This is a genomic window from Burkholderia metallica (assembly GCF_001718555.1).
GTDB classification, from domain to species: Bacteria; Pseudomonadota; Gammaproteobacteria; order Burkholderiales; family Burkholderiaceae; genus Burkholderia; species Burkholderia metallica.
In genome coordinates, this window is record NZ_CP013401.1 from 871,266 (window position 1) to 891,801 (window position 20,536).

At 69.2% G+C, this 20,536-nt stretch carries 18 protein-coding genes; 11 read left to right on the forward strand and 7 right to left on the reverse strand.

Annotated features, from left to right (window positions below; all coding sequences use genetic code 11):
* The first annotated feature begins 270 nt into the window (after positions 1-270).
* The 7 genes from WJ16_RS03890 to WJ16_RS03920 all read left to right on the forward strand — a co-directional run bounded on the left by WJ16_RS03890 (position 271) and on the right by WJ16_RS03920 (position 7,072).
* Entirely contained in the window at positions 271-3,450 is a 3,180-nt protein-coding gene (locus WJ16_RS03890) for a beta strand repeat-containing protein (protein WP_069255925.1), read from the forward strand.
* Between the two features lie 292 nt (positions 3,451-3,742).
* Positions 3,743-4,102, forward strand: a complete 360-nt coding sequence (locus WJ16_RS03895) for a COG4315 family predicted lipoprotein (protein WP_069255926.1) — start codon at positions 3,743-3,745, stop codon at positions 4,100-4,102.
* 26 nt (positions 4,103-4,128) lie between these two features.
* On the forward strand, positions 4,129-4,644 hold the full coding sequence (locus WJ16_RS03900; RefSeq protein WP_069255927.1) for a sigma-70 family RNA polymerase sigma factor: 516 nt from the start codon (positions 4,129-4,131) through the stop codon (positions 4,642-4,644).
* Entirely contained in the window at positions 4,641-5,423 is a 783-nt protein-coding gene (locus WJ16_RS03905; RefSeq protein ID WP_069255928.1) for an anti-sigma factor family protein, read from the forward strand. The genes WJ16_RS03900 and WJ16_RS03905 overlap by 4 nt, the downstream gene beginning before the upstream one ends.
* A 28-nt stretch (positions 5,424-5,451) precedes the next feature.
* A complete protein-coding gene (locus tag WJ16_RS03910; RefSeq protein ID WP_236858177.1) occupies positions 5,452-5,883 on the forward strand; it encodes a cupredoxin domain-containing protein in 432 nt (143 codons plus the stop codon).
* Positions 5,880-6,512 (forward strand): LolA family protein, encoded by a 633-nt coding sequence (locus WJ16_RS03915; RefSeq protein WP_069255929.1) that lies wholly within the window; start codon positions 5,880-5,882, stop codon positions 6,510-6,512. The genes WJ16_RS03910 and WJ16_RS03915 overlap by 4 nt, the downstream gene beginning before the upstream one ends.
* A 44-nt stretch (positions 6,513-6,556) precedes the next feature.
* The gene (locus tag WJ16_RS03920) at positions 6,557-7,072 is read left to right on the forward strand and encodes an SRPBCC family protein (protein WP_069255930.1); all 516 of its coding nucleotides are present in this window, start codon (positions 6,557-6,559) and stop codon (positions 7,070-7,072) included.
* 59 nt (positions 7,073-7,131) lie between these two features.
* Here WJ16_RS03920 and WJ16_RS03925 read toward each other — a convergent pair whose 3' ends face one another.
* The 6 genes from WJ16_RS03925 to WJ16_RS03950 form a co-directional block, all read right to left on the reverse strand.
* Positions 7,132-8,181 (reverse strand): ABC transporter ATP-binding protein, encoded by a 1,050-nt coding sequence (locus WJ16_RS03925; RefSeq protein WP_069255931.1) that lies wholly within the window; start codon positions 8,179-8,181, stop codon positions 7,132-7,134.
* 28 nt (positions 8,182-8,209) lie between these two features.
* A complete protein-coding gene (locus tag WJ16_RS03930; RefSeq protein ID WP_069255932.1) occupies positions 8,210-9,808 on the reverse strand; it encodes an ABC transporter permease in 1,599 nt (532 codons plus the stop codon).
* A 2-nt stretch (positions 9,809-9,810) separates the two neighbouring features.
* Positions 9,811-10,845: an iron ABC transporter substrate-binding protein gene (locus WJ16_RS03935; protein ID WP_069255933.1), complete on the reverse strand. Its 1,035-nt coding sequence runs from the start codon at positions 10,843-10,845 to the stop codon at positions 9,811-9,813.
* Positions 10,846-10,910: 65 nt separating this feature from the next.
* Positions 10,911-12,218, reverse strand: coding sequence for an iron uptake transporter deferrochelatase/peroxidase subunit (gene efeB, locus WJ16_RS03940; protein WP_069255934.1), 1,308 nt, complete (start codon positions 12,216-12,218; stop codon positions 10,911-10,913).
* 11 nt (positions 12,219-12,229) lie between these two features.
* The gene (locus tag WJ16_RS03945; RefSeq protein WP_069255935.1) at positions 12,230-13,363 is read right to left on the reverse strand and encodes an NHL repeat-containing protein; all 1,134 of its coding nucleotides are present in this window, start codon (positions 13,361-13,363) and stop codon (positions 12,230-12,232) included.
* Between the two features lie 64 nt (positions 13,364-13,427).
* Positions 13,428-14,894 (reverse strand): carbohydrate porin, encoded by a 1,467-nt coding sequence (locus WJ16_RS03950; protein WP_069255936.1) that lies wholly within the window; start codon positions 14,892-14,894, stop codon positions 13,428-13,430.
* Positions 14,895-15,572: 678 nt separating this feature from the next.
* Between WJ16_RS03950 and groES the strand changes: the two genes are divergently transcribed.
* A complete protein-coding gene (gene groES, locus WJ16_RS03955; protein ID WP_039361157.1) occupies positions 15,573-15,866 on the forward strand; it encodes a co-chaperone GroES in 294 nt (97 codons plus the stop codon).
* 44 nt (positions 15,867-15,910) lie between these two features.
* Positions 15,911-17,551: a chaperonin GroEL gene (gene groL / locus WJ16_RS03960; RefSeq protein ID WP_069255937.1), complete on the forward strand. Its 1,641-nt coding sequence runs from the start codon at positions 15,911-15,913 to the stop codon at positions 17,549-17,551.
* A 186-nt stretch (positions 17,552-17,737) separates the two neighbouring features.
* Here the strand turns inward: groL and WJ16_RS03965 are convergent, their stop codons facing one another.
* Complete coding sequence (locus tag WJ16_RS03965; protein WP_069255938.1) at positions 17,738-18,604, reverse strand: hydroxymethylpyrimidine/phosphomethylpyrimidine kinase; 867 nt, start codon at positions 18,602-18,604, stop codon at positions 17,738-17,740.
* 253 nt (positions 18,605-18,857) lie between these two features.
* Here WJ16_RS03965 and WJ16_RS03970 point away from each other — a divergent pair, with 253 nt between their 5' ends.
* Both WJ16_RS03970 and WJ16_RS03975 read left to right on the forward strand, forming a co-directional pair.
* Positions 18,858-19,028: a rubredoxin gene (locus WJ16_RS03970; protein ID WP_004186709.1), complete on the forward strand. Its 171-nt coding sequence runs from the start codon at positions 18,858-18,860 to the stop codon at positions 19,026-19,028.
* Between the two features lie 100 nt (positions 19,029-19,128).
* Positions 19,129-20,430, forward strand: a complete 1,302-nt coding sequence (locus WJ16_RS03975) for a hypothetical protein (RefSeq protein ID WP_069255939.1) — start codon at positions 19,129-19,131, stop codon at positions 20,428-20,430.
* Positions 20,431-20,536 lie beyond the last annotated feature (106 nt).

A 20,536-nucleotide genomic window follows, 5' to 3' on the forward strand; every position in this document is an offset into this window, starting at 1 on the left:
CGTCACGCGACGTGTTCCGGTGTTACGCGGTATGTACCGGAACACGTTACCGCGCGGCTCGCAAACGTTACGTTACATCCGTGTTCCGTCGATCTTTTTCATCTGACGATTGCCGTGCCGCGGCCGTGTATTTCGGCTGAATTCGATTAAAAATCGCTATTGAGCGTCAATAAGCAGACGAAATCAGCCCGTTTTTGGAATTGGCACACTTCGTGCAGTCCGTCCCCATGCTTTATCAACGTTGTGCCAACCGAGATGGGGAAAATAAAGATGGGACACAATTTCAAATTGACGGGTGTGGCGCTGTCGGTCGCGGCGGTGTTCGGGGTGCTGGCTTCGGGTTCCGCGCTGGCGGGGGGGCTGGATGCGCTTCCGATCCCGCAAGTGATCGTCAACCCGCCGACGCACAGCGTGTCGGTCGGGTTGGTCGCGACGGGTACGTCGCCGCTGGGCTCGGTCACCGTGGCGGCCGGCGGGGCAGGCGCGATCCAGACGTCGCTGGGCGATCCCGGTCAGGTGCTGTCCGGCGCCGTGGGGGCGGTGACGGGCGCACTCGGCGGTGGCGGCGGCACGGTGCAGCCGCTCGCGCCGGTCCAGGGCGTATTGAACCAGGTCACGGGTGCGCTGAGCGGCGGCAACCCGGCGGGTGCGCTGACCGGTGCGCTGAATACGGCGACGGGGACCCTCAGCAACGCGGTTGGCACGGTCACGGGCGCATTGGGTGGCGTCGGCGGTGGCGCGAATCCGCTGGCACCGGTTCAAGGCGTGGTGAATCAAGTGACGGGTGCGCTCGGTGGCGGCAATCCGGCCGGTGCGTTGACGGGTGCGCTTGGTACGGTGACCGGCGCGCTGGGTAGCGTCGGCGGCGGTGCGAATCCGCTGGCGCCGGTTCAGGGCGTGGTGAATCAAGTGACGGGTGCGCTCGGTGGCGGCAACCCGGCGGGTGCGTTGACGGGTGCGCTTGGTACGGTGACCGGCGCGCTGGGTAGCGTCGGCGGCGGTGCGAATCCGCTGGCACCGGTTCAAGGCGTGGTGAATCAAGTCACGGGTGCGCTCGGTGGCGGCAATCCGGCGGGTGCGTTGACGGGTGCGCTTGGCACGGTGACCGGGGCGCTGGGTAATGTCGGCGGTGGATCGTACCCGCTGGGGGCGGTTCAAGGCGTCGTCAATCAAGTCACGGGCGCACTCGGTAGCGGCAACCCGGCAGGTGCGTTGACGGGGGCACTCGGTACGGTCGCGGGCGAGCTAGGCGCTGGCAATCCGGCAGGTACGTTGACTGGTGCGATCGGCAACGTGACGGGGGCGTTGGGCGCACTGGGCGCCATCGGTGGCGGCGCGGACCCGTTGGCACCCGTTCAGGGTGTCGTGAATCAGGTGACGGGCGCGCTGGGTGGCGGCAACCCGGCTGGTGCGCTGACGGGCGCGCTCAACACGGCGACCGGGGCATTGAGCAACGCACTCGGTACCGCAACGGGCGCATTGGGCGGCATCGGTGGCGGCTCGAATCCGCTGGCGCCGGTGCAAGGCGTGGTGAATCAAGTCACGGGCGCGCTGGGCAGCGGCAACCCGGCAGGCGCACTGACCGGCGCACTCGGCACGGTGACGGGCGCTCTGGGCGGCATCGGCGGCGGTACGAGCCCGCTGGCACCGGTGCAAGGCGTAGTGAACCAAGTGACGGGCGCGCTGGGCGGCGGCAATCCGGCAGGTGCACTGACCGGCGCACTTGGCACGGTGACGGGCGCATTGGGCGGTGTCGGTGGTGGCTCGAGTCCGCTGGCGCCGGTGCAAGGCGTGGTGAATCAAGTCACGGGTGCCCTTGGTGGCGGCAACCCGGCAGGCGCACTGACTGGCGCTCTCGGTACGGTAACGGGCGCATTGGGTGGCGTCGGTGGTGGCTCGAATCCGCTGGCGCCGGTGCAAGGCGTGGTGAATCAAGTCACGGGTGCCCTTGGTGGCGGCAACCCGGCAGGCGCATTGACCGGCGCACTCGGCACGGTAACAGGCGCTTTGGGCGGCATCGGCGGCGGCTCGAACCCGCTGGCACCGGTGCAGGGTGTAGTGAATCAAGTCACGGGCGCACTCGGCAGCAACCCGGCAGGCGCATTGACAGGCGCACTCGGCACGGTAACGGGTGCTCTGGGCGGCATCGGCGGCGGCTCGAACCCGTTGGCGCCGGTACAAGGCGTAGTGAACCAAGTCACGGGCACGCTGGGCAGCGGCAACCCGGCCGGCGCACTGACCGGCGCACTCGGCACGATCACGGGCGCTCTGGGCGGCATCGGCGGCGGCTCGAACCCGTTGGCGCCGGTGCAAGGCGTGGTGAATCAAGTCACGGGCACGCTCGGCAGCGGCAACCCGGCTGGCGCCCTGACCGGCGCGCTCGGCACGGTAACGGGTGCTCTGGGCGGTATCGGCGGCGGCTCGAATCCGCTGGCACCGATCCAGAGCGTCGTCGACCAGGTCACCGGCATGCTCGGCAGCGGTAACCCGGCCGGCGCGCTGAGCAGCGCGGTCAACACGATCACCGGCACGCTCGGCAACGTCGGTGGTGCGGGTAGCCCGCTCGCGCCGGTGCAAGGCGTCGTCACGCAGCTCGCGGGCACGCTCGGCGACGCGAATCCGCTGGCGCCGGTACAAGGCGTCGTGAACCAGGTCGTCGGCACGCTGTCCGGCGTCGGCGGCGGCAGCCCGATCACGCCGATCACGAACCTCGTCAGCGGCCTGCAGAACGCGTTGCCGACGGGCGGCAACGCGGCAGGCGCGCTGACCGGCGCACTCGGCTCGGTGACGGGCGCACTCGGCAACCTCGGTGGCTCGAACCCGCTGGCGCCGGTGCAGGGCGTCGTGAACCAGGTCGTCGGCACGCTCAGCAACAACAATGCGGTCGGCACGGCCACGAACGCACTGGGTAACGCGGTCGGCTCCGTCGTCGGCGCACTCGGCAACCTCGGCGGCTCGAACCCGCTGGCGCCGGTGCAAGGCGTCGTGAACCAGGTCGTCGGCACGTTGTCGGGCGCGGCAGGCAGCAACCCGATCGCCCCGATCACGAACCTCGTGAGCGGCCTGACCGGCGGCAGCAACCCGGCAGGCGCGCTGACCGGTGCGCTCGGTTCGGTGACGGGTGCGCTCGCGAACGGTCCGGTGGCGCTCGGTCAAGCGGCCGGCGCGCTGTCCGGCGCGGCCGGCTCGACGGCGGCGGCGGGCGGCAGCCTGCTCGGCTCGGGCGCGAACGCGGCCGGCGGCACGGCGGGTGCGGTCGGCTCGCTGCTGACGACGGGCGCCAACGCGACGGCGACGGTCGTCAACGCCGTCGGCACGACGGTGGGCACGGCACTGGGCTCCGCGCCGGGCCTGTCGGTCACGCCGCACTCGGGCAACGGCACGCCGGGCAACCCGCTCGCACCGGTGTCGTCGCTGCTCCAGTCGCTGACGGGCGCACTGCCGAAGTAACGGGCCGGGCGAGCACGGCGGCGCAGGATCGGCCGCCGTGCGCAACCGGTCGCGCAACGCGGCATGACAGGGATGTCATGCCGCGTTGTCTTTGGGTGTCCCGCTTTCTTTCGTCGCATGAACGGCCGCTGCCGACGCGCGTCGACCGGCGAGCGGCGTGGAATAACCGGCCGTCTCCATCCGTTTACATACCGCATCCCGGCAGAACCGGCCGGCGGGATAATGATCGCGACGAAGCCGATCGTCCCGGCCGGCGCCGCCATGTCGCGATAACGTGCCAAGGAGACAGGACATGAAACGGATATTCGTCGCCGCCGCGCTGACGGCGGCCATCGTGCGGCCGGCCGCCGCGGAACCGCCCCGGGCCGGCGACGGGAAACTGGTCGACGAAGATCGCATGACGCTGTACGTCTTCGATCGCGATGCGCCCGGCAAGAGCGCGTGCGACAGCGCATGCGCGGCCAACTGGCCGCCCGCGCTCGCCGACGCGTACGACAAGGCAACGGGCGCGCTCGGTCTCGTCGCGCGCGACGACGGCAGCAAGCAATGGGCATACCGCGGGCGCCCGCTGTATCGGTGGAAGCAGGATCGCAAGCCCGGCGATGCGGGCGGCGACGGGATCGGCGGCATGTGGCACGTCGCGCGTCCGTGACCGGGCGGCGGCGCGCGAGACCCCTGATGAGCTACGAATCGGATCTGCTGGTGTGGTTGCCGCATCTCACGCGTTATGCGCGTGCGCTGACGGGCGACCGCGCGTGGGCCGACGATCTCGTGCAGGACACGCTCGAGCGCGCGTTGAACCGCCCGCCGCGCGATGGCGGCAACCTGCGCGCATGGCTGCTGACGCTGTTGCGGCACCGCTTCATCGACCAGTTGCGCGCGCGGCACGAGATCGCGGTCGACGACGCCACCGCACCGTGGCAGACGATGGCCGCACCGGCCGGCGAGATCGGCGGGCTCGTGCTGCGCGACGTGCAGCGCGCGCTGTACCGGCTGCCGGTCGAACAGCGCGAGGTGCTGCTGCTGGTCGCGCTCGAGGAGTTGAGCTATCGCGATGCCGCACAGGTGCTCGGCGTACCGGTGGGAACGGTGATGTCGCGGCTCGCGCGGGCGCGCGCGCAGATGCGTTCGCTGTTGTCGGACGAGCCGTCGGCGCACGGCACGGCCGCGTTACGCGTGATCGGGAAGACATGATGGACGAACCGCACAAGCCTTCGAACGAGCAGGATGCCGATGCGTCGGCGCAACTGCTGTCCGCGCTGCTGGACGGCGAACTGTCGGCCGCCGAGCGTCGCGAGGTGCTCGAGCGCCTGCAGGCCGATCCGCAGGAAGCCGAACGATTCGCGCATTACCGCGCGCAGCGCGACGCGCTGCAGGCGCTGTTCCCGCTGCCGGCCGCTGCGCCCGCGCTGTTCGTGCAGCGCCGCGCGCCGCGCCGGCGCGGGCTCGCCCATGCGCTCGCCGGGCTCGCGGCGGGGCTGCTGATCGGCATCGCGCTGCATGCAGGCTGGATGACGTTCGGCAGGGAACCGGCGTTCGCCGCGCGCGCGGATGTCGCGTATGCGACGTACGTGGCCGACCGCCAGCATCCGGTCGAAGTCGATGCGGGCGATCCGGAACGTCTCGTCGCGTGGCTGTCCGCGCGTCTCGGGCGGCCCGTGCGCGCGCCGTCGCTCGACGAATACGGCTACGCGCTGCTCGGCGGCCGGCTGCTCCCCGGCGACGCGGGGCCGGCCGCGCAACTGATGTACCAGCGCGCGGACGGCGCGCGCGTGACGCTGTACATGACGGCGTACGACGCCCGTCGGCTCGCGCCGCAGGCGATGTCGGCCGCCGGCCGCTACACGTATTTCTGGTCGGATCGCGGAATGGGTTACGCATTGTCCGGGCAGGGCGACGAACGGCGCCTGCGCGAACTCGCGATCGACGCGTGCGGTGCGCTCGGCGGCCCGACCGACGCGTGGAAGGGCTGACGCGCCCGGCGCCGGCACGGAGCAGGCGATGAAGATGACGATGACGAAGCGGCTCGTGCCGATGCTGGTGCCGGCGTTGCTCGCCGCGGGCACCGTGCTTGCTCGGGCGGACGGTGACACGCCGGTGCGCGTACCCGTCGACGCCGACGGCGTGCAGCGGGTGGCGATCGTCGGCGGCAGCTATTTCTTCCGGCCGAACCACGTGATCGTGCGGGCGCGCGTGCCGGTCGAGCTGACCGTCTCGGCCGAACCCGGCGTGGTGCCGCACAGCTTCGAAATCTCTGCGCCGCAGGCCGGCATCGCGGTGCACACCGAGCTCGGCACGACGCCGAGGACGTTTCGCTTCACGCCAGCGCAGCCGGGCCGGTTCGCCTACTATTGCACGCATCGGCTGCTGTTTTTCAGGAGCCATCGCGAGCGCGGGATGGAAGGCGTGCTCGAAGTCGAGGCGGCGCCGTGATCGCCGCGTTGCTGGCCGCGAGCCTGATAGGAGCGAGCATGACCGCCGATCCCGTGACCGTCGCGCAGGCGCATTTCGACCACGTCCGCTCGTATCGCGCGACGATCCGTTCGTCGGCGCGCGGCGGCGAACACACCGAATTCCGCTATGCGTACCTGAAACCGGGTTTCGTGCGGATGGATTTCGTGTCTCCGCATCGCGGCGCGGTGCTCGCGTACGATCCCGGCGACGGCAAGGTGCGGCTGCGCCCGTTCGGCGAACATGCGCCGCCCGCGCTCACGCTGTCGCCGTCCAATCCGCTCGTGCGCGACCGCAGCGGCCACCGGGTCGACCGGTCGGACGTCGGCGAACTGCTGCGCAACGTCCATGCGCTGCAGGAGGGCGGTGCGACGGTGACCGAAGGCGAGGAGGCCGTCGGCGGCCGGACCGCGCTGCGCGTGTCGGTCACCGGTGCGCCCGCGCATGTGGTCGACGGCGTGCATCGCTACCGGCTGTGGCTGGATACCGAGGACGGCTTTCCGCTGAAGGTCGTCAGCTTCGCGGACGATGGCGACGTGCCGCTCGAAACCGTGACGCTCGACGACGTCGAAATCGACGTCGCGTTTCCCGATCGCTTTTTCGCACCCTGAACGGTGCGCTGACGCAGGCCGTAGACACGCGTGATGGAGGCCGCATGGCGGAATACCGGTTCTCGACGACCTGGCGCGTGAACGCGCCGCTCGTGGCGGTGTGGGACGCGATCTACCAGGTCGACCGCTGGCCCGACTGGTGGAAGGGCGCGGTGAGCACCGTCGAGATCGAGCCGGGCGACGCGCGCGGCGTCGGTGCGCTGCACCGGTACACGTGGAAGGGGGCGCTGCCCTACCGGCTGACCTTCGACATGCGCGTGCGGCGCGTCGAGCCGCCGCATGTGCTCGAAGGCCGCGCGAGCGGCGCGATCGAAGGCGACGGATGCTGGTCGTTCGTCGCCGACGGCGCACGCACGATCGTGCGCTACGACTGGCACATCCACACGCATGCGCGCTGGATGAACTGGCTGGAGCCGCTCGGCCGCCCGCTGTTCCGATGGAATCACGACGTCGTGATGCGCGAAGGCGCGAAGGGGCTCGCACGCCTGCTGGGCGCATCCGTCGAGACGGACGGCCGCACGTTCCGGCCGTTGTCGGATGCGGGCTGCGCCGATGCCTGAATGCGGATGAGCGCGCGACAGCGTGTGCCAGCGTGCGGAAGCGCCGCGCGCCGCGCCGCTCAGCGTGCGTACGCCATCACCGCACCGTCCACCACCAGCGCGACGCGCTCGCCGACGGCCGGGCACCGGTGCCCCGGCACGCGCACGCGCACCTGCACGTCGCGATCGGTATCGAGGCGCACGAGCACGTCGGCGTCCTGGCCCGCGAACTGCGCGGCTTCGACGCGGGCCGTATGGCCGCCTGCCGTGCCGGCCTGCGCGAGCGGCACGATGCCGATCTGTTCGGGACGCAGCATCGCGTCGGCCGGCCCGTCGGGCAGCGGCGCGACGAGCGGCAGTTCGCCGAGCGCGCAGTCGATGCGCATCCCGCGCACGCGGCCGGCGAGCAGCACCGCCTGCCCGACGAACGATGCGACGTCGCGCGTGACGGGCTGCCGGTACAGCGTCTGCGGCGCGGCCGTCTGCACGAGCCGGCCGTGCCACATCACCGCCACTTCGTCGCCGAGCGTCATCGCCTCGGGCTGGTCGTGCGTGACGAGCACCGACGTCGCGCCCGCCGCGGCGAGCGCATCGGCCACCGCGCTGCGCGTCTCGTGGCGCAGCGACGTATCGAGCGCGGAGAACGGTTCGTCGAGGATCACGAGCGACGGCTCGGGCGCGAGCGCGCGTGCGAGCGCGACGCGCTGCTGCTGCCCGCCGGACAGTTGCTGCGGCGCACGGCTCGCATACGACGCGGGCAGCCCGACCATCTCGAGCAGAGCGTCGACGCGATGATGGCGCCGCCGCGCCGCGCGCGGCAGCCCGAACGCGATGTTGTCGGCCACCGACAAGTGCGGAAACAGCGCGCCTTCCTGCGGCACGTAGCCGATCCGGCGCTGTTCGGGCGGCAGGTGCACGTCGGGCGCGGCCACGCGGCGCCCGTCGATTTCGACGATGCCGCGCTCGGCGCGCTCGAAGCCGCACAGCACGCGCAGCAGTGTCGTCTTGCCGCTGCCGGACGGGCCGAGCAGCGCGAGCCGCGAGCCGCGCCGCACCGTGAGATCGATGTCGTGCAGGACCGTATGCGATCCGAACGATTTGGACAGGCCGTGGATGCGTAGTTCGCTCATGGGCGTTCCGGGAGAAAAAGGGCGGCGCTCAGTCGCGCACCGATGCGCGGCCGAGCAGCAGGAACAGCAGACCCGATGCGCCGAGCGACAGCGCGACGAGCAGCGCCGCATAGGGCGCCGCGGCGGCGAACGCGAGCGTCGCCGTATCGCTCCACACCTGCGTCGCGAGCGTGCGCGTGCCGATCGGCGACAGCAGCAGCGTCGCGTTGAGTTCCGTGACGACCGAGATGAACACCATCGTCGCGGCCGCGCCGAGGCCGGGCGCCGCGAGCGGCAGCACCACGCGCGCAAGCGTCGCACGCCAGCCGAGACCGAGCGAGCGTGCGGTTTCCTCGAGCCGGACCTGCACGTGCGACAGCGCGGCACGCACGCTGACGACCGCGAGCGGAAGGAACAGGATCGCGTACGCGGCGACGAGCGCCGGTGCGCTCTGGTAGAGCGGCTGCAGCAGCCGCACCGTGATCGACACGATCGCCAGCGCGACGACGATGCCCGGCACGCCCTGCACGGTCATCGCCGTGCGCTCGAGCAGCGTCGCGACGCGGCCCGGATAACGGACCAGCAGGAACGCGAGCGGCAGCGCGAGCAGCGTCGTGACGGCTGCCGCCGTCAGCCCGTAGCCGGACGACGCGAGCGTGGCCTGCCACAGCAGCTCGGGCGACACGTCGGCCGGCGTGACGGCGGCCGCGCCCTGCTGCGTGAGCCAGTAGCCGATCATCGCGAGCGGCACGCCGAGCGTCGCCGCTGCAACCGCGGCGAACGCGACGGTGACGGGGCCGCGCAGATGGCCGAGCGGATAACGCATCGCGACGCGGCGCGCGGCGCGGTGCGTATGACCGTAGCGCGCATGGCCGCGTGCGCGTGCCTCGATCGCGAGGCACAGCAGACACAGCGCGATCAGCACGCAGCCGAGCAGCGATGCGCCGCCGCCGTCGAACGCGGTGCGATATTCCGCATAGATCTCGGTCGTGAACGTGCGAAAGCGCAGCAGCTGGAATGCGCCGAATTCGGACAGCACGCCGAGCGCGACGAGCAGCATCCCGCCGCACAGCGCGGGGCGCAACTGCGGCAGCACGACGCGAAAGAAGGTATGCCACGGCGAGCAGCCGAGCGTGCGCGCGCTTTCTTCGAGTGCGGGATCGAGCTCGCGCAGCGCGGCGGCCACCGGCAGGTAGACGAGCGGGAAGTACGCAGATGTCAGCACGATCAGCGCGCCGAGGAAATCCTGCAGGTCGAGGCTCAGCGATACCCACGCGTAGCTCGTGATGAACGGCGGCACCGCGAGCGGGGCCGCCGCGAGCGCGGTCCACAGCGGCCGGGCCGGCAGGTCGGTGCGCTCGATGAACCACGCGAGCGCCGTGCCGAGCAGCGCGCACGCGAGGGTCGCGGCGAGCGTGATCGACAGCGTGTTGACCAGCAGTTCGCCGACGAGCGGGCGCCACAGCAGCTCGATCGCATCGTCGACGCCGAAGGTGGCCGCGCGGTACAGCGTGAAGCCGAGCGGCAGCAGGATCGCGAGCGGCCCGCACGCGGCTGCGGCAACGAGCGCGCGCGACGGGCGCCGCCGTGTCGCGGTGCGCTCGCCGTCGCGCGCGGTGCTCGCCGTGCGGGACACGGCGTCGCTCATGGTCAGAGCAGGCCTGCCTGGCGCAGCAGCTTGCCGGCCTGGCTGTCGTCGCCGAGCTGTTCGAACGTCAGCGCCGGCGGGTTCAGTTCGTTGAACGGTTTCAGGATCGGATCGGGCGCGACGCCTGGGTGCAGCGGATATTCGAAGCTGATGTGGCCATTCGCCATCAGTTTCTGCGCGCGCTCGCTGACGAGATACGCGACGAACTTCTGCGCTTCCGCCTGGTGCTTCGACGCCTTCAGCACCGCGGCGCCCGACACGTTGACGGCACCGCCGACGTCGCCTTTGCCGAAGTGATAGATTGCGCTGCGGGTCGACTTGTCGCCGAGCTCGGCGTGCAGGCGGTCCCAGTAGTAGTTGTTGATGATGCCGGTCAGCACGCCGCCGCGGTTGACGGCCGCCGTCACGCCTTCGTCGTCGTCGAAGATCTGCGCGTTCGCCTTCAGGCCCTTCAGCCATTGCAGCGTCGCGGCTTCGCCGTGCAGCGCGAGCACCGCGCTCACGAGCGGCAGGAAGTCCGCATCGCTCGGCGCGACGCCGACCTTGCCCTTCCATTCCGGCTTCGCGAGATCGAGCAGCGATGCGGGCAATTGCTGCGGCTGGATTTTCGCTGTGTTGTAAACGAGCACGTTCTCGCGCGCGAGCACGCCGACCCAGTTGCCGTCCGCCGGGTTGAAGCGCGCGGGCACCGACTGCAGCGTGGCGCCGTCGGTCTTCGCGAACAGCCCCTTGCGGTCGAGCAACACGAGTTCCGGCGAGTTCTCGGTGAAGTACACGTCGGCCGGCGTGCGGTCGCCTTCCGCGACGAGCTGCGCGGCGAGTGCCGGGCCTTCGCCCGAGCGCACCTTCACGGTGATGCCGCTCTGCGCTTCGAAGTCCTTGACGAGCTGGTTCACGACCTGCTCGTGCTGCGCGTTGTACAGCGTGAGCGTCGCGGCATGCGCGCGCGCGGCGTGCAGCGCGCCGGTCAGCATCAACGCGGCGGCCGCCGCGGAAATCAGGTGCCGCAGCGGGCGGCCAACAGGTGAAGTATTCATGTGGTTATTAGCAGGTTGCACCCGGCCGGACCGGGAAGGTGTGCGTTGGCTCGCGCGGTGCGTCGTCATGCGTCGAACAGCGCGGCGCCGATATACGAACCCGGTTGCGCGCCCGGCGGGCACGCGAAGATCGCGCTGCCGACGTGCGTGGTGAACTGGTTCATGATGTCCATTTTCGAGAGCTTCTCGTTGATCGGAATGAAGCCCTTGCGCGGGTCGCGCTGGTGCGCGACGAACATCAGCCCCGCGTCGTACTCGGTCTGCTGGCGCCACGGCGGCCAGCGCTCGATGTAGAAGTTCGTGCTGTCGTTGTACGAGTACGCGCGGCGCAGGATCTGCGCGCCGTTGTTCAACTGCGGCGACGCGAGGCGCGCGTGCGAGTTCTCGGGGATCACCGGGTTGCCGTCCTTGTCGGCCGCGTCGAGATCGAGCGCCTCGAACTCGTTCTTCTGGCCGAGCGGCGCGCCGCTGTACTTGTGACGGCCGACCACCTGTTCCTGGAAGCCGAGTTCCGTGTTGTCCCAGTGCTCGAGCGTGATGCGGATGCGGCGCACGACCGTGTAGGTGCCGCCGTTCATCCATGCCGGGCCTTCGCTGCCGGCCCACACGAATTCGTTCATCGCGGCCGGATCGGACATCGGCGGATTCATCGTGCCGTCCTTGAAGCCCATCAGGTTGCGCGGCGTTTCGCCGGGCTTGCCCGACGTGAAACCGGCCTGGCCCCAGCGCATCTGCGTCGCCTTCGCGCCGAGGCGCACGAGCTGGCGCACCGCGTGGAACGCGACCTGCGCGTCGTCCGCGCACGCCTGGATGAACAGGTCGCCGCCGGTCTTCTCCGGCAGCAACTGGTCGCCGTTGAACCGCGGCAGGTCGACGAGCGCGGCGGGGCGATGCTTCGCGAGGCCGTAGCGGTCCTTGCCCGCGAGCGCGAACAGGCCGGGACCGAAGCCGAACGTGATCGTCAGGCGCGCGGGGCCGAGGCCGAGCGCGTCGCCGCCGTCGGCCGGCGGAGCTTCGTCGCCGCCCGTCGCGGCGAGCGGCAGCGCGGTGTCGCCGCGCGTCATCCGCGCGGCGGCGTCGGTCCAGGTCTTCAGCAGCGCGATGACGTCCGCGCGCTGGGCCGTCGTCAGGTCGAGCGCCGCGAAATACGCGTGGCGCTGCTGCGGCGTCGCGATGCCGGCCTGGTGCTGGCCGTAGAACGGCTCGACGCCGTCGTGCGCGGGCGCGGGAGCGGCGGGTGCGGCGGCGGGCGCATCCGCGGCCTTCGCGGCCGGGATCGACGCCGCCGCGAGGCCGGCGGCCACCGCGGCGCCGCCCGCCTTCAGGAAGCCGCGCCGCGCGGGGCGTGGTGGCTGGTTGGAATCGTCTGCCATGATGGGCTCCCTTACTTCGCAAGCAACAGCGTGTTGACGTCGTCCGCGACGTAGTAAAAACCGTCGCCTTCGGGCGTCATGGCGATGCCGAACAGGTTGCCGTTGCCGGGGGGCGTCTGCGCCTTGTCGGTATTGATCCAGCGCGCGTAGATCTGCTTGCCGGCAACCGGGTCGATCTCGACGACCTGGCCGTTTTGCGCGTTGGTGGCGAGCAGGTGGCCGTTCGGCGCGGTCGCGAGCGCGAGCGGGCGGCGCAGGAAGCCGTCGGCGGTGACCTGGCGGCCGACGCCCGCGCTGGTGTCGCGCGTGAGCGGGTCGTCGATTTCGACGATGCGGTTGCCGATCGCGTCCGACACGTACAGCTTCTTCTGGTCGCCCGACAGCGCGAGGCCGGTCGGGCCGACCAGGAACACGCCCTTGTCGGCCTGCGCGCCGAGGCCGCTCGCGACGACCGTTTCCTGCTTGATGACGGGCGGCTTGCCCGCCGGCACGTCGAGGTCGAGACGCAGCACGGTCGCCTGCTTGTAGACGGGCGGATTGCCGTCCGCGCCGCCGACGCCGAAGCCGGCCATGCTCACGAACAGCGTCGCGCTGTCGCCGCGGTCGACCACGGCCATGTTGCCCCACGGGTCGTTGATGTTCGGCGTCGACCACGTCGACGCGACCTTGCCCTGCGGATCGAGCACGATCAGGCAGCCGGCGCCTTTGGTGTTGGTCGTGCCGTCGTTGCTCGGCGTGCTGCCGACGATCACCCAGCCCGACTTCAGCATCGTCATCGCCGTCGACAGGCCGACGCCGCCCGGGCACGCCTTCAGGTCGCGCGGGATCGCCGCGAACAGGCTCAGCTGCTTCGTCGACGGGCGGTAGTCGACGATCGTGCTGCCGGTTCCTTGCAGGTTCGCCGAGTTGTTGAAGTTGTCGACGAGCACGTCGCCCGCCTGGATCGTGCCGGCCGATACCGGCGCGATCGCGATCGCGTACGGGTTCTGGTCGCCGTTGTCCGGCACCGTGTTGACGAGCGTGACGTGGCGATGCAGCGTTTCGAGGAAACCTTGCGGCTCGGCGAATGCGCCGGCGGCGGCCGTCAGCGCGGCGGCGGCCAGCGCACCCGTCGCGAAGCGGCGAAGCGGGGCGGATTGAATCATGTGAGTCTCCTGGGGAGCGCGCCGTCCGGGCGGCGCGCGAAAAAGGGCAGCGTGGGTGCGTCGCTCAGAACGTGATCGTGGTTCGCGCGCCGAGCACGAACGTGTTGCGCAGCGGCTGGGTCGCGTCGCTCGGGTTCTGGCCGGCGCCGGCATTGAACGTGTACTGCGCGTCGGCCTGCACGATCCACCACGGGTTGACCTGGTACTGATAGGTCGCTTCGAGCGTCGTTTCCCGCGTGCGCACGCCGTACGGGCCGCTCGCGAACATCCGGGCGGTCTGGTCGAGGTCGGTCACGTGGCTGCCGACCTGGATGTACGTGACGCCGAGGCCGACGCTGTCGTTGTCGCGGCCTTCGAACGGTGCCTTCAGCACGATCCCCGCGTTGGCCGACAGGCTCACCAGGTTGCGGTCGCCCGGCGCGCCCATCACGCGTGCGAATACGCCGAGGCTCTTCGCGCCGCTCGGGTCGGGGCGCCAGATCATCTGGTCGGCCACCGCGTAGAAGCTGTAGTTGCCGTGACGCTGCTGCGCGTTGCCGTTCGACGCGGGATCCGACAGCGACAGCCCGTCGGTGCCCACGTTCTGGTCCGCGAATCGGCCGTTGTGATACCAGACGCCGATCTTGTAGGTACCCGGCAGCCCGTTCGAGTGGCCGGTATCCATTTCGCCGTCGGACGGCTGGTTCAGCGCGTACTGCAGCTCGCCGATGTAGAGCGCGCCGTTGTGCAGGTTGAAATTGGTGCCGCTCAGGTTGTTCGGGTTGTTGCCGAGCGGATCGCCGTCGAACACGCCCGCGAGCGCGGTGAGCTTCGGCGTGATCTGCGCGCGCACGCGCACGCCGAGTCCCGCGAGCGGATACGCGGGGCCGCCGTTGGGCAGGTCGTACGACGGCAGCGCGGGCCAGCCGAACATCGTGTTGACGAACGTGTTCGCGTACGTGCTGACCATGAATTCCTGGTCGAGACTCTGCTGGCCGATCTTCACGTCGACGCGCTTGTCGAGGAACGACTGCTGGTACCACAGCTCCCACAGGCGGGTCGTGCCCTGCGCCTCGATGCCGCTCGCGGTGTTGAGCGTGCCGAGATTGCGCGCACTCAGGTTGGTGCCGTGAATCTGCAGCGCGCTGACGTTGAACGTGCCGCCCGGCAGACCGATCGCTTTCTGAGTGTCGACCGTCAGGGTCGCCGTCGTCAGCCCGTCGTAGGCGCCGCCGCGGTTCAGGCCGCCGCGCAGGTTCGCGAGGTATTCGCTGGTTTCGGTGATCTGCAGCGTCGCGCCGTACTTGCCGAGCCACGGGCGGATGCCGCCCATGTCGCCGAGCAGGTTCTGGCGGGTCCAGATGCCGGTCCACATGTTGGTCGGCTTCGCCTGGATCGCCAGGTCGGCTTCGGGGGCTTCGGGCTGTGCGTCGACCGGCACGTCGGCGAAAGCGGCGCCGCTCGCGAACGACGCGCATGCGAGGACGGCCGCGCACGCGGCGGGGCGCATCCGCGCGCGGATGCCGTCTCCCTGGAACGGCGCAAACTTCATATCAGATCCCTGCTTCTAATTAGTGTGGAGTCCTGCTTGTCGGTCGCTGTCCGGACGCTCGGCACGGGTTGGCCGGAGCATGAAGATGAACGCAACGCGGCGCATCGTAGGAGTGTCAAATGGGAAAGTCAATGTAAACGAGAATGATTCGCATCTAAATTACTGAATGTAATGCACGGGCTTACGAATGGGGCTCCTCGCGTGTTTAGTACCGAGGTAAACCGTAAATATCGGTGTAATAAAACAGAATGCTTCGACGCGGATCGCTGGATCAGCGAAGGGCGACGCAAGAGACGTCCGGCGTGCGCCAGGTGACGCATTCCAGCGGACGGAATCGACGTCGCTACCGATTCATTATGGAATGTCGCCGGCGGCACGAACTCCGTGCTTTCCCGGTGGGCAAACGGGGCCGGGCGTCGTGCCCGAGCGGCGCGGGCCCGCCGGTCGGCCAGGTGATGTTTGACAAATTATTGTTTTAAAAGGGTTTTTGTTGTTCTGCCAGGCTTTTCCCGCCGCGCACCCGCGCCGAAAATTCCTCCGGATTTCCTTCTTGAATTTGTCAAAACCCGTCCATATAATTAGCACTCGCTGCACGAGAGTGCTAACAATTCTCTGCCGGGCAACCAGCCGGGCAGATTCCCTAAGCGTTCTTCAATCTCAGTCAAGAGAGGAGTGAATATGAACCTTCGTCCTTTGCACGATCGCGTGATCGTCAAGCGCCTGGATCAGGAAACCAAGACCGCCTCGGGCATCGTGATCCCCGACGCCGCTGCTGAAAAGCCGGACCAGGGTGAAGTTCTGGCCGTCGGCCCGGGCAAGCGTGACGACAAGGGCGCCCCGATCGCGCTCGACGTGAAGGTCGGCGATCGCGTCCTGTTCGGCAAGTACGCAGGCCAGACCGTGAAGGTCGACGGCAGCGAACTGCTGGTCATGCGCGAAGAAGACATCATGGCCGTGGTCAACGCGAAGTAAGCGTCCCGTCGGTACATATTCCCAAGAATTCAAGGAGTTAGAAGATGGCAGCTAAAGACGTCGTATTCGGCGATTCCGCCCGTTCGAAGATGGTCGAAGGCGTGAACATTCTCGCCAACGCAGTCAAGGTCACGCTGGGTCCGAAGGGCCGCAACGTCGTGCTCGAGCGCAGCTTCGGCGGCCCGACGGTCACCAAGGACGGTGTGTCGGTCGCGAAGGAAATCGAGCTGAAGGACAAGCTCCAGAACATGGGCGCGCAAATGGTCAAGGAAGTCGCTTCCAAGACCAGCGACAACGCAGGCGACGGCACGACGACGGCAACCGTCCTCGCGCAATCGATCGTCCGCGAAGGCATGAAGTACGTCGCATCGGGCATGAACCCGATGGACCTGAAGCGCGGCATCGACAAGGCAGTCGCAGCGGCTGTCGAAGAGCTGAAGAAGATCAGCAAGCCGTGCACGACGAACAAGGAAATCGCACAGGTCGGCTCGATCTCGGCGAACAGCGATTCGTCGATCGGCGATCGCATCGCTGAAGCGATGGACAAGGTCGGCAAGGAAGGCGTGATCACCGTCGAAGACGGCAAGTCGCTGGCCGACGAACTCGACGTCGTCGAAGGCATGCAGTTCGACCGCGGCTACCTGTCGCCGTACTTCATCAACAACCCGGACAAGCAAGTCGCCGTCCTCGAAAACCCGTTCGTGCTGCTGCACGACAAGAAGGTGTCGAACATCCGCGATCTGCTGCCGGTGCTCGAGCAAGTCGCGAAGGCTGGCCGTCCGCTGCTGATCATCGCTGAAGACGTCGAAGGCGAAGCGCTCGCAACGCTGGTCGTCAACAACATCCGCGGCATCCTGAAGACCGTTGCGGTCAAGGCGCCGGGCTTCGGCGACCGCCGCAAGGCCATGCTGGAAGACATCGCGATCCTGACCGGCGGTCAAGTCATCGCGGAAGAAACCGGCCTGACGCTCGAGAAGGCAACGCTGGCAGAACTGGGCCAGGCGAAGCGCATCGAAGTGGGCAAGGAAAACACGACGATCATCGACGGCGCAGGCGAAGCCGCGAACATCGAAGCACGCGTGAAGCAAGTGCGCGCGCAAATCGAAGAAGCGACGTCGGACTACGACCGTGAAAAGCTGCAAGAGCGCGTGGCCAAGCTGGCCGGCGGTGTTGCAGTGATCAAGGTCGGTGCTGCGACCGAAGTCGAAATGAAGGAAAAGAAGGCACGTGTCGAAGACGCACTGCACGCAACGCGCGCAGCTGTGGAAGAAGGCATCGTGGCAGGTGGCGGCGTTGCGCTGATCCGCGCTCGCACCGCGATCGCAGGCCTGACCGGCGCGAACGCCGACCAGAACGCCGGCATCAAGATCGTGCTGCGCGCAATGGAAGAGCCGCTGCGCCAGATCGTCACGAACGGCGGCGAAGAAGCGAGCGTCGTGGTGGCGGCAGTTGCAGCAGGCAAGGGCAACTACGGCTACAACGCGGCAACGGGCGAGTACGTCGACATGGTTGAAGCCGGCGTCGTCGACCCGACCAAGGTCACGCGCACCGCACTGCAGAACGCAGCTTCGGTTGCAGGCCTGCTGCTGACGACGGACGCAGCTGTCGCAGAACTGCCGAAGGAAGACGCGCCGATGCCGGGCGGCATGCCGGGCGGCATGGGCGGCATGGGCATGGACATGTAATCGACTTCGGTCGACGGTGTCCGGAACGTGCAGCGATGCGCGTTCCAGCCAAAGAAAAAGACCCGCAGCGATGCGGGTCTTTTTTTATGTGCGCGCGGATTTCGATGCGTGCGCAGGGTGGCCGACGATGTCGCGTCCCGAGGCCGTTGCATGGGCGACGACGGGGCATGCCCCGCCGTGTTCGCGTCAATGCCGGTGCGACGTCCTGGGCGCCGGGTCGGCCTTCACGGCCGGCGGCGTGTCCGAGTCTTCGTTGCTGCGCGCCCAGAAGAACCGGTCGGGCAGGTATGCACCCATGCCGGGCCGGAACGCGTCACGCACGGCCTGATACAGATACTCCTGCGCTTCGCGTACCGCCTCGGGCGGCTCCTGGCCATTCGCGAGCAGCGCCGCGATGGCCGCGCCCAGCGTGTCGGTGATCCCCATCAGCCGGTGCGGCGAACGATCCCACATGTCCTCGCGGAGCTGGCCTTCCTCGCCGTACAGCGTGTTGACGAGCCGGTGCGAGCCCGTCTCGGACGACAGGATGTACTCGCAGCCCTGCGACAGCAGGTGCGACACGGCCGCGTCGAGATTCGGCGCCTCGGCGTCGCCGTCCGGCTGCGCGAGCGCGATCAGCGTCGCGTAATCGGCGACCAGCAGCGTGGTTTGCGGCGCCAGCAGGTCGGCGATCGATTCGCGCAGGTCGTCGGCGGCGAGTACGTGTTCGTCGTCGAGCGTGAAGTCCGGCGCGAGCACGAGCGGCACGCCGTCGTAGTCGGCGACGACTTCGGCGATCGCGCTCACGACTTCCGCGCGCGTCGCCGCGCCGATTTTGAACGCCGCAACCGGCATGTCTTCGAGCAGCATGCGCGCCTGGGCGGCGACCACGTCGGGATCGAGGCCGGTCACTTCGTCGCAGGCGGCCGAGTCGCGCACGGTGTAGCCCGTCAGGACGGACACGCCGTGACAGCCCATGCTCGCCAGGGTCATCAGATCGGCTTGGAGGCCGGAGCCGCCGGTGGGATCGGACAGGCCGAAGGTGAGGACGATCGGAGGGGCGTTGCTGGACATGTAAAAATGGGGCAAGAGAAAAACGGAAAAGCGACGGAGATGCGGACGGCGAGGCGAAATGGGCGTTGTCGGCCCTGTGTTGCCCGGCAGGCCGCACTTTTCAGCCATTATGCGGCGGAATCCGGCCCGCACGACGGATTTTTTAGCGCAGCGCAACGTAGTCACCCTACTCCAGCGCGATTGCTAGGCAGTCCGGCCCCGACACGGTACCATCATGGCTCCCGAATTTACCGACTTTCCCGACGCGGCTAAGATGGAATACAAGAGCTGGATGTGCCTGATTTGTGGCTGGATTTACGACGAAGAAGCTGGGCTGCCGGAAGAGGGCATTGCCCCGGGCACGCGCTGGGAAGACGTTCCGATCAACTGGACGTGTCCTGAATGCGGCGCCCGCAAGGAAGACTTCGAGATGGTCCAGATCTGACCGGACCGTTGGCCCACGGACACCCCGCTCAGGCCTCGCCTCGACCCGGCGCTCGCGCGTCGAGGCGCGAGCGACTTGACGATGACAGGCGCGCGTGTCCATGAGGCCAGAACCGGCGAACGTTCCCCACCCTGACGCACTGCCCAACCCCCGTGGCGGGGCCGTGCGCGCGGCCGACGCATGGCTTGCGGCGGCGGCCGACGCGTTCGAGCATCGCGACGACGCGGCCGCGCCGCTGTCCGCAGCGGCGGCCGTGCTGGCGGAAGCCGGGTGGCTGCCGGCCGCGCGTTTCGCGGGGCAACTGGCGGCCGCTGTGCCGCTCGTCGCCGTCGAGCCGACTTCGGCTGGCTGGCGCGCCGCGCTGCACGATTTCCGGGCGGCCGTCAGCCGCCACAATTTGCGCGAGCTCGCATGCTCGCCGGTTCTCTTCGACCATTTCCGTGCATTGCGTGCGCAAAGCGCCGCCGACTTGCGCGCGGCCGCGCCGCTGGACGCGCTCGCGCTCGTCGGCCGCGCGGTGCCGCCGGCCACGCTGCGCGCGCTGCCCGACGCGATCGCGACCCGGATTCGTGCGCGCTACGAACAGGCGCTGCTCGGCGTGCTGCGCGCCGAACCCGGCGCGCCCGACGCGGCCCTCGACGAACTCGATGCGATGCAGGCCGCGCTCGCCGGCGACGACCCGTACGATTTCTGGCGGCTCGCGGCCGCATGCACGGGGGCGCTGCGGGCAACCGGCGCGCCCGAGCTGAAGCGCTTTCTCGCGCGCACGAACCTGTTGCTCGGCGAGCACGCGCAGGGCCGGCGCCGTGCGCCGCCCGAATTCGTACGCGAGACGGTGGCGCTGCTGTGGCGCGATTTCGCGCTGTTCGGCGCCGCGGCCGAGGATGTCGCGCTCGTCGATGTGCTGCACGACTACGGGCTGACGGTCGACTGGCACGTCGCCGGCACCCCCGCATCCGAAGCGCTGTGGGAGGCCGATGCCGCGCGGGCCGAGCATGATGCGGTGGCCGCCGCCCCGACGCGTGCGCTCGGCGTCGTGACGGTCAATGCGCATGCCTATGAGGATTTCCTGCAGACGGCCGATGCGTCGATGGCCGACCTCGCGGCCGATCCGGCCGCGGCCGACGCGGGCGCCGCGTGGCATGCGTCCGGCGCCGCGTACCGGGTCGGTACGGCCGCATGCGCGCTCGGGCTCGGCCACGCGGCGCTCCTGGCCGACACGCTCGGCCTCGCGTGGCGGCGTGCGGCGCACGGCGTGCCGCTCGCCGACGGCGGCCTCGCTGCGCACGGCCACGCGTCCGACATGCTGCGCGCGGCGCTGCTGAAGATCGCGGCCGGCGTCGCGCCGCCGGACCTCACCGCGGCGTGCGGCGCACTCGGCGCGGCGCTCGGCCGGGCCTGACGAACGAGGGGGCGAACACGTGGCGCCTGCCCTTGCCGCGCGGGCCCGCAACACGCTGCCGACAGCCCCCGCGCGCGTGTTAGAGTGCCATGTGATCCGCGTGCGC

Excerpts from the sequence above, each read along its gene's own strand:
- WJ16_RS03930 (WP_069255932.1), bottom strand. The coding sequence starts at position 9,808 with ATGAGCGACGCCGTGTCCCGCACGGCGAGCACCGCGCGCGACGGCGAG.
- groL (WP_069255937.1), top strand. The coding sequence starts at position 15,911 with ATGGCAGCTAAAGACGTCGTATTCGGCGATTCCGCCCGTTCGAAGATG.
- WJ16_RS03935 (WP_069255933.1), bottom strand. The coding sequence starts at position 10,845 with ATGAATACTTCACCTGTTGGCCGCCCGCTGCGGCACCTGATTTCCGCG.
- WJ16_RS03910 (WP_236858177.1), top strand. The coding sequence starts at position 5,452 with ATGAAGATGACGATGACGAAGCGGCTCGTGCCGATGCTGGTGCCGGCG.
- groES (WP_039361157.1), top strand. The coding sequence starts at position 15,573 with ATGAACCTTCGTCCTTTGCACGATCGCGTGATCGTCAAGCGCCTGGAT.
- WJ16_RS03975 (WP_069255939.1), top strand. The coding sequence starts at position 19,129 with ATGAGGCCAGAACCGGCGAACGTTCCCCACCCTGACGCACTGCCCAAC.
- WJ16_RS03900 (WP_069255927.1), top strand. The coding sequence starts at position 4,129 with ATGAGCTACGAATCGGATCTGCTGGTGTGGTTGCCGCATCTCACGCGT.
- WJ16_RS03890 (WP_069255925.1), top strand. The coding sequence starts at position 271 with ATGGGACACAATTTCAAATTGACGGGTGTGGCGCTGTCGGTCGCGGCG.
- WJ16_RS03965 (WP_069255938.1), bottom strand. The coding sequence starts at position 18,604 with ATGTCCAGCAACGCCCCTCCGATCGTCCTCACCTTCGGCCTGTCCGAT.
- WJ16_RS03920 (WP_069255930.1), top strand. The coding sequence starts at position 6,557 with ATGGCGGAATACCGGTTCTCGACGACCTGGCGCGTGAACGCGCCGCTC.
- WJ16_RS03945 (WP_069255935.1), bottom strand. The coding sequence starts at position 13,363 with ATGATTCAATCCGCCCCGCTTCGCCGCTTCGCGACGGGTGCGCTGGCC.
- WJ16_RS03970 (WP_004186709.1), top strand. The coding sequence starts at position 18,858 with ATGGAATACAAGAGCTGGATGTGCCTGATTTGTGGCTGGATTTACGAC.
- WJ16_RS03925 (WP_069255931.1), bottom strand. The coding sequence starts at position 8,181 with ATGAGCGAACTACGCATCCACGGCCTGTCCAAATCGTTCGGATCGCAT.
- efeB (WP_069255934.1), bottom strand. The coding sequence starts at position 12,218 with ATGGCAGACGATTCCAACCAGCCACCACGCCCCGCGCGGCGCGGCTTC.
- WJ16_RS03905 (WP_069255928.1), top strand. The coding sequence starts at position 4,641 with ATGATGGACGAACCGCACAAGCCTTCGAACGAGCAGGATGCCGATGCG.
- WJ16_RS03950 (WP_069255936.1), bottom strand. The coding sequence starts at position 14,894 with ATGAAGTTTGCGCCGTTCCAGGGAGACGGCATCCGCGCGCGGATGCGC.
- WJ16_RS03895 (WP_069255926.1), top strand. The coding sequence starts at position 3,743 with ATGAAACGGATATTCGTCGCCGCCGCGCTGACGGCGGCCATCGTGCGG.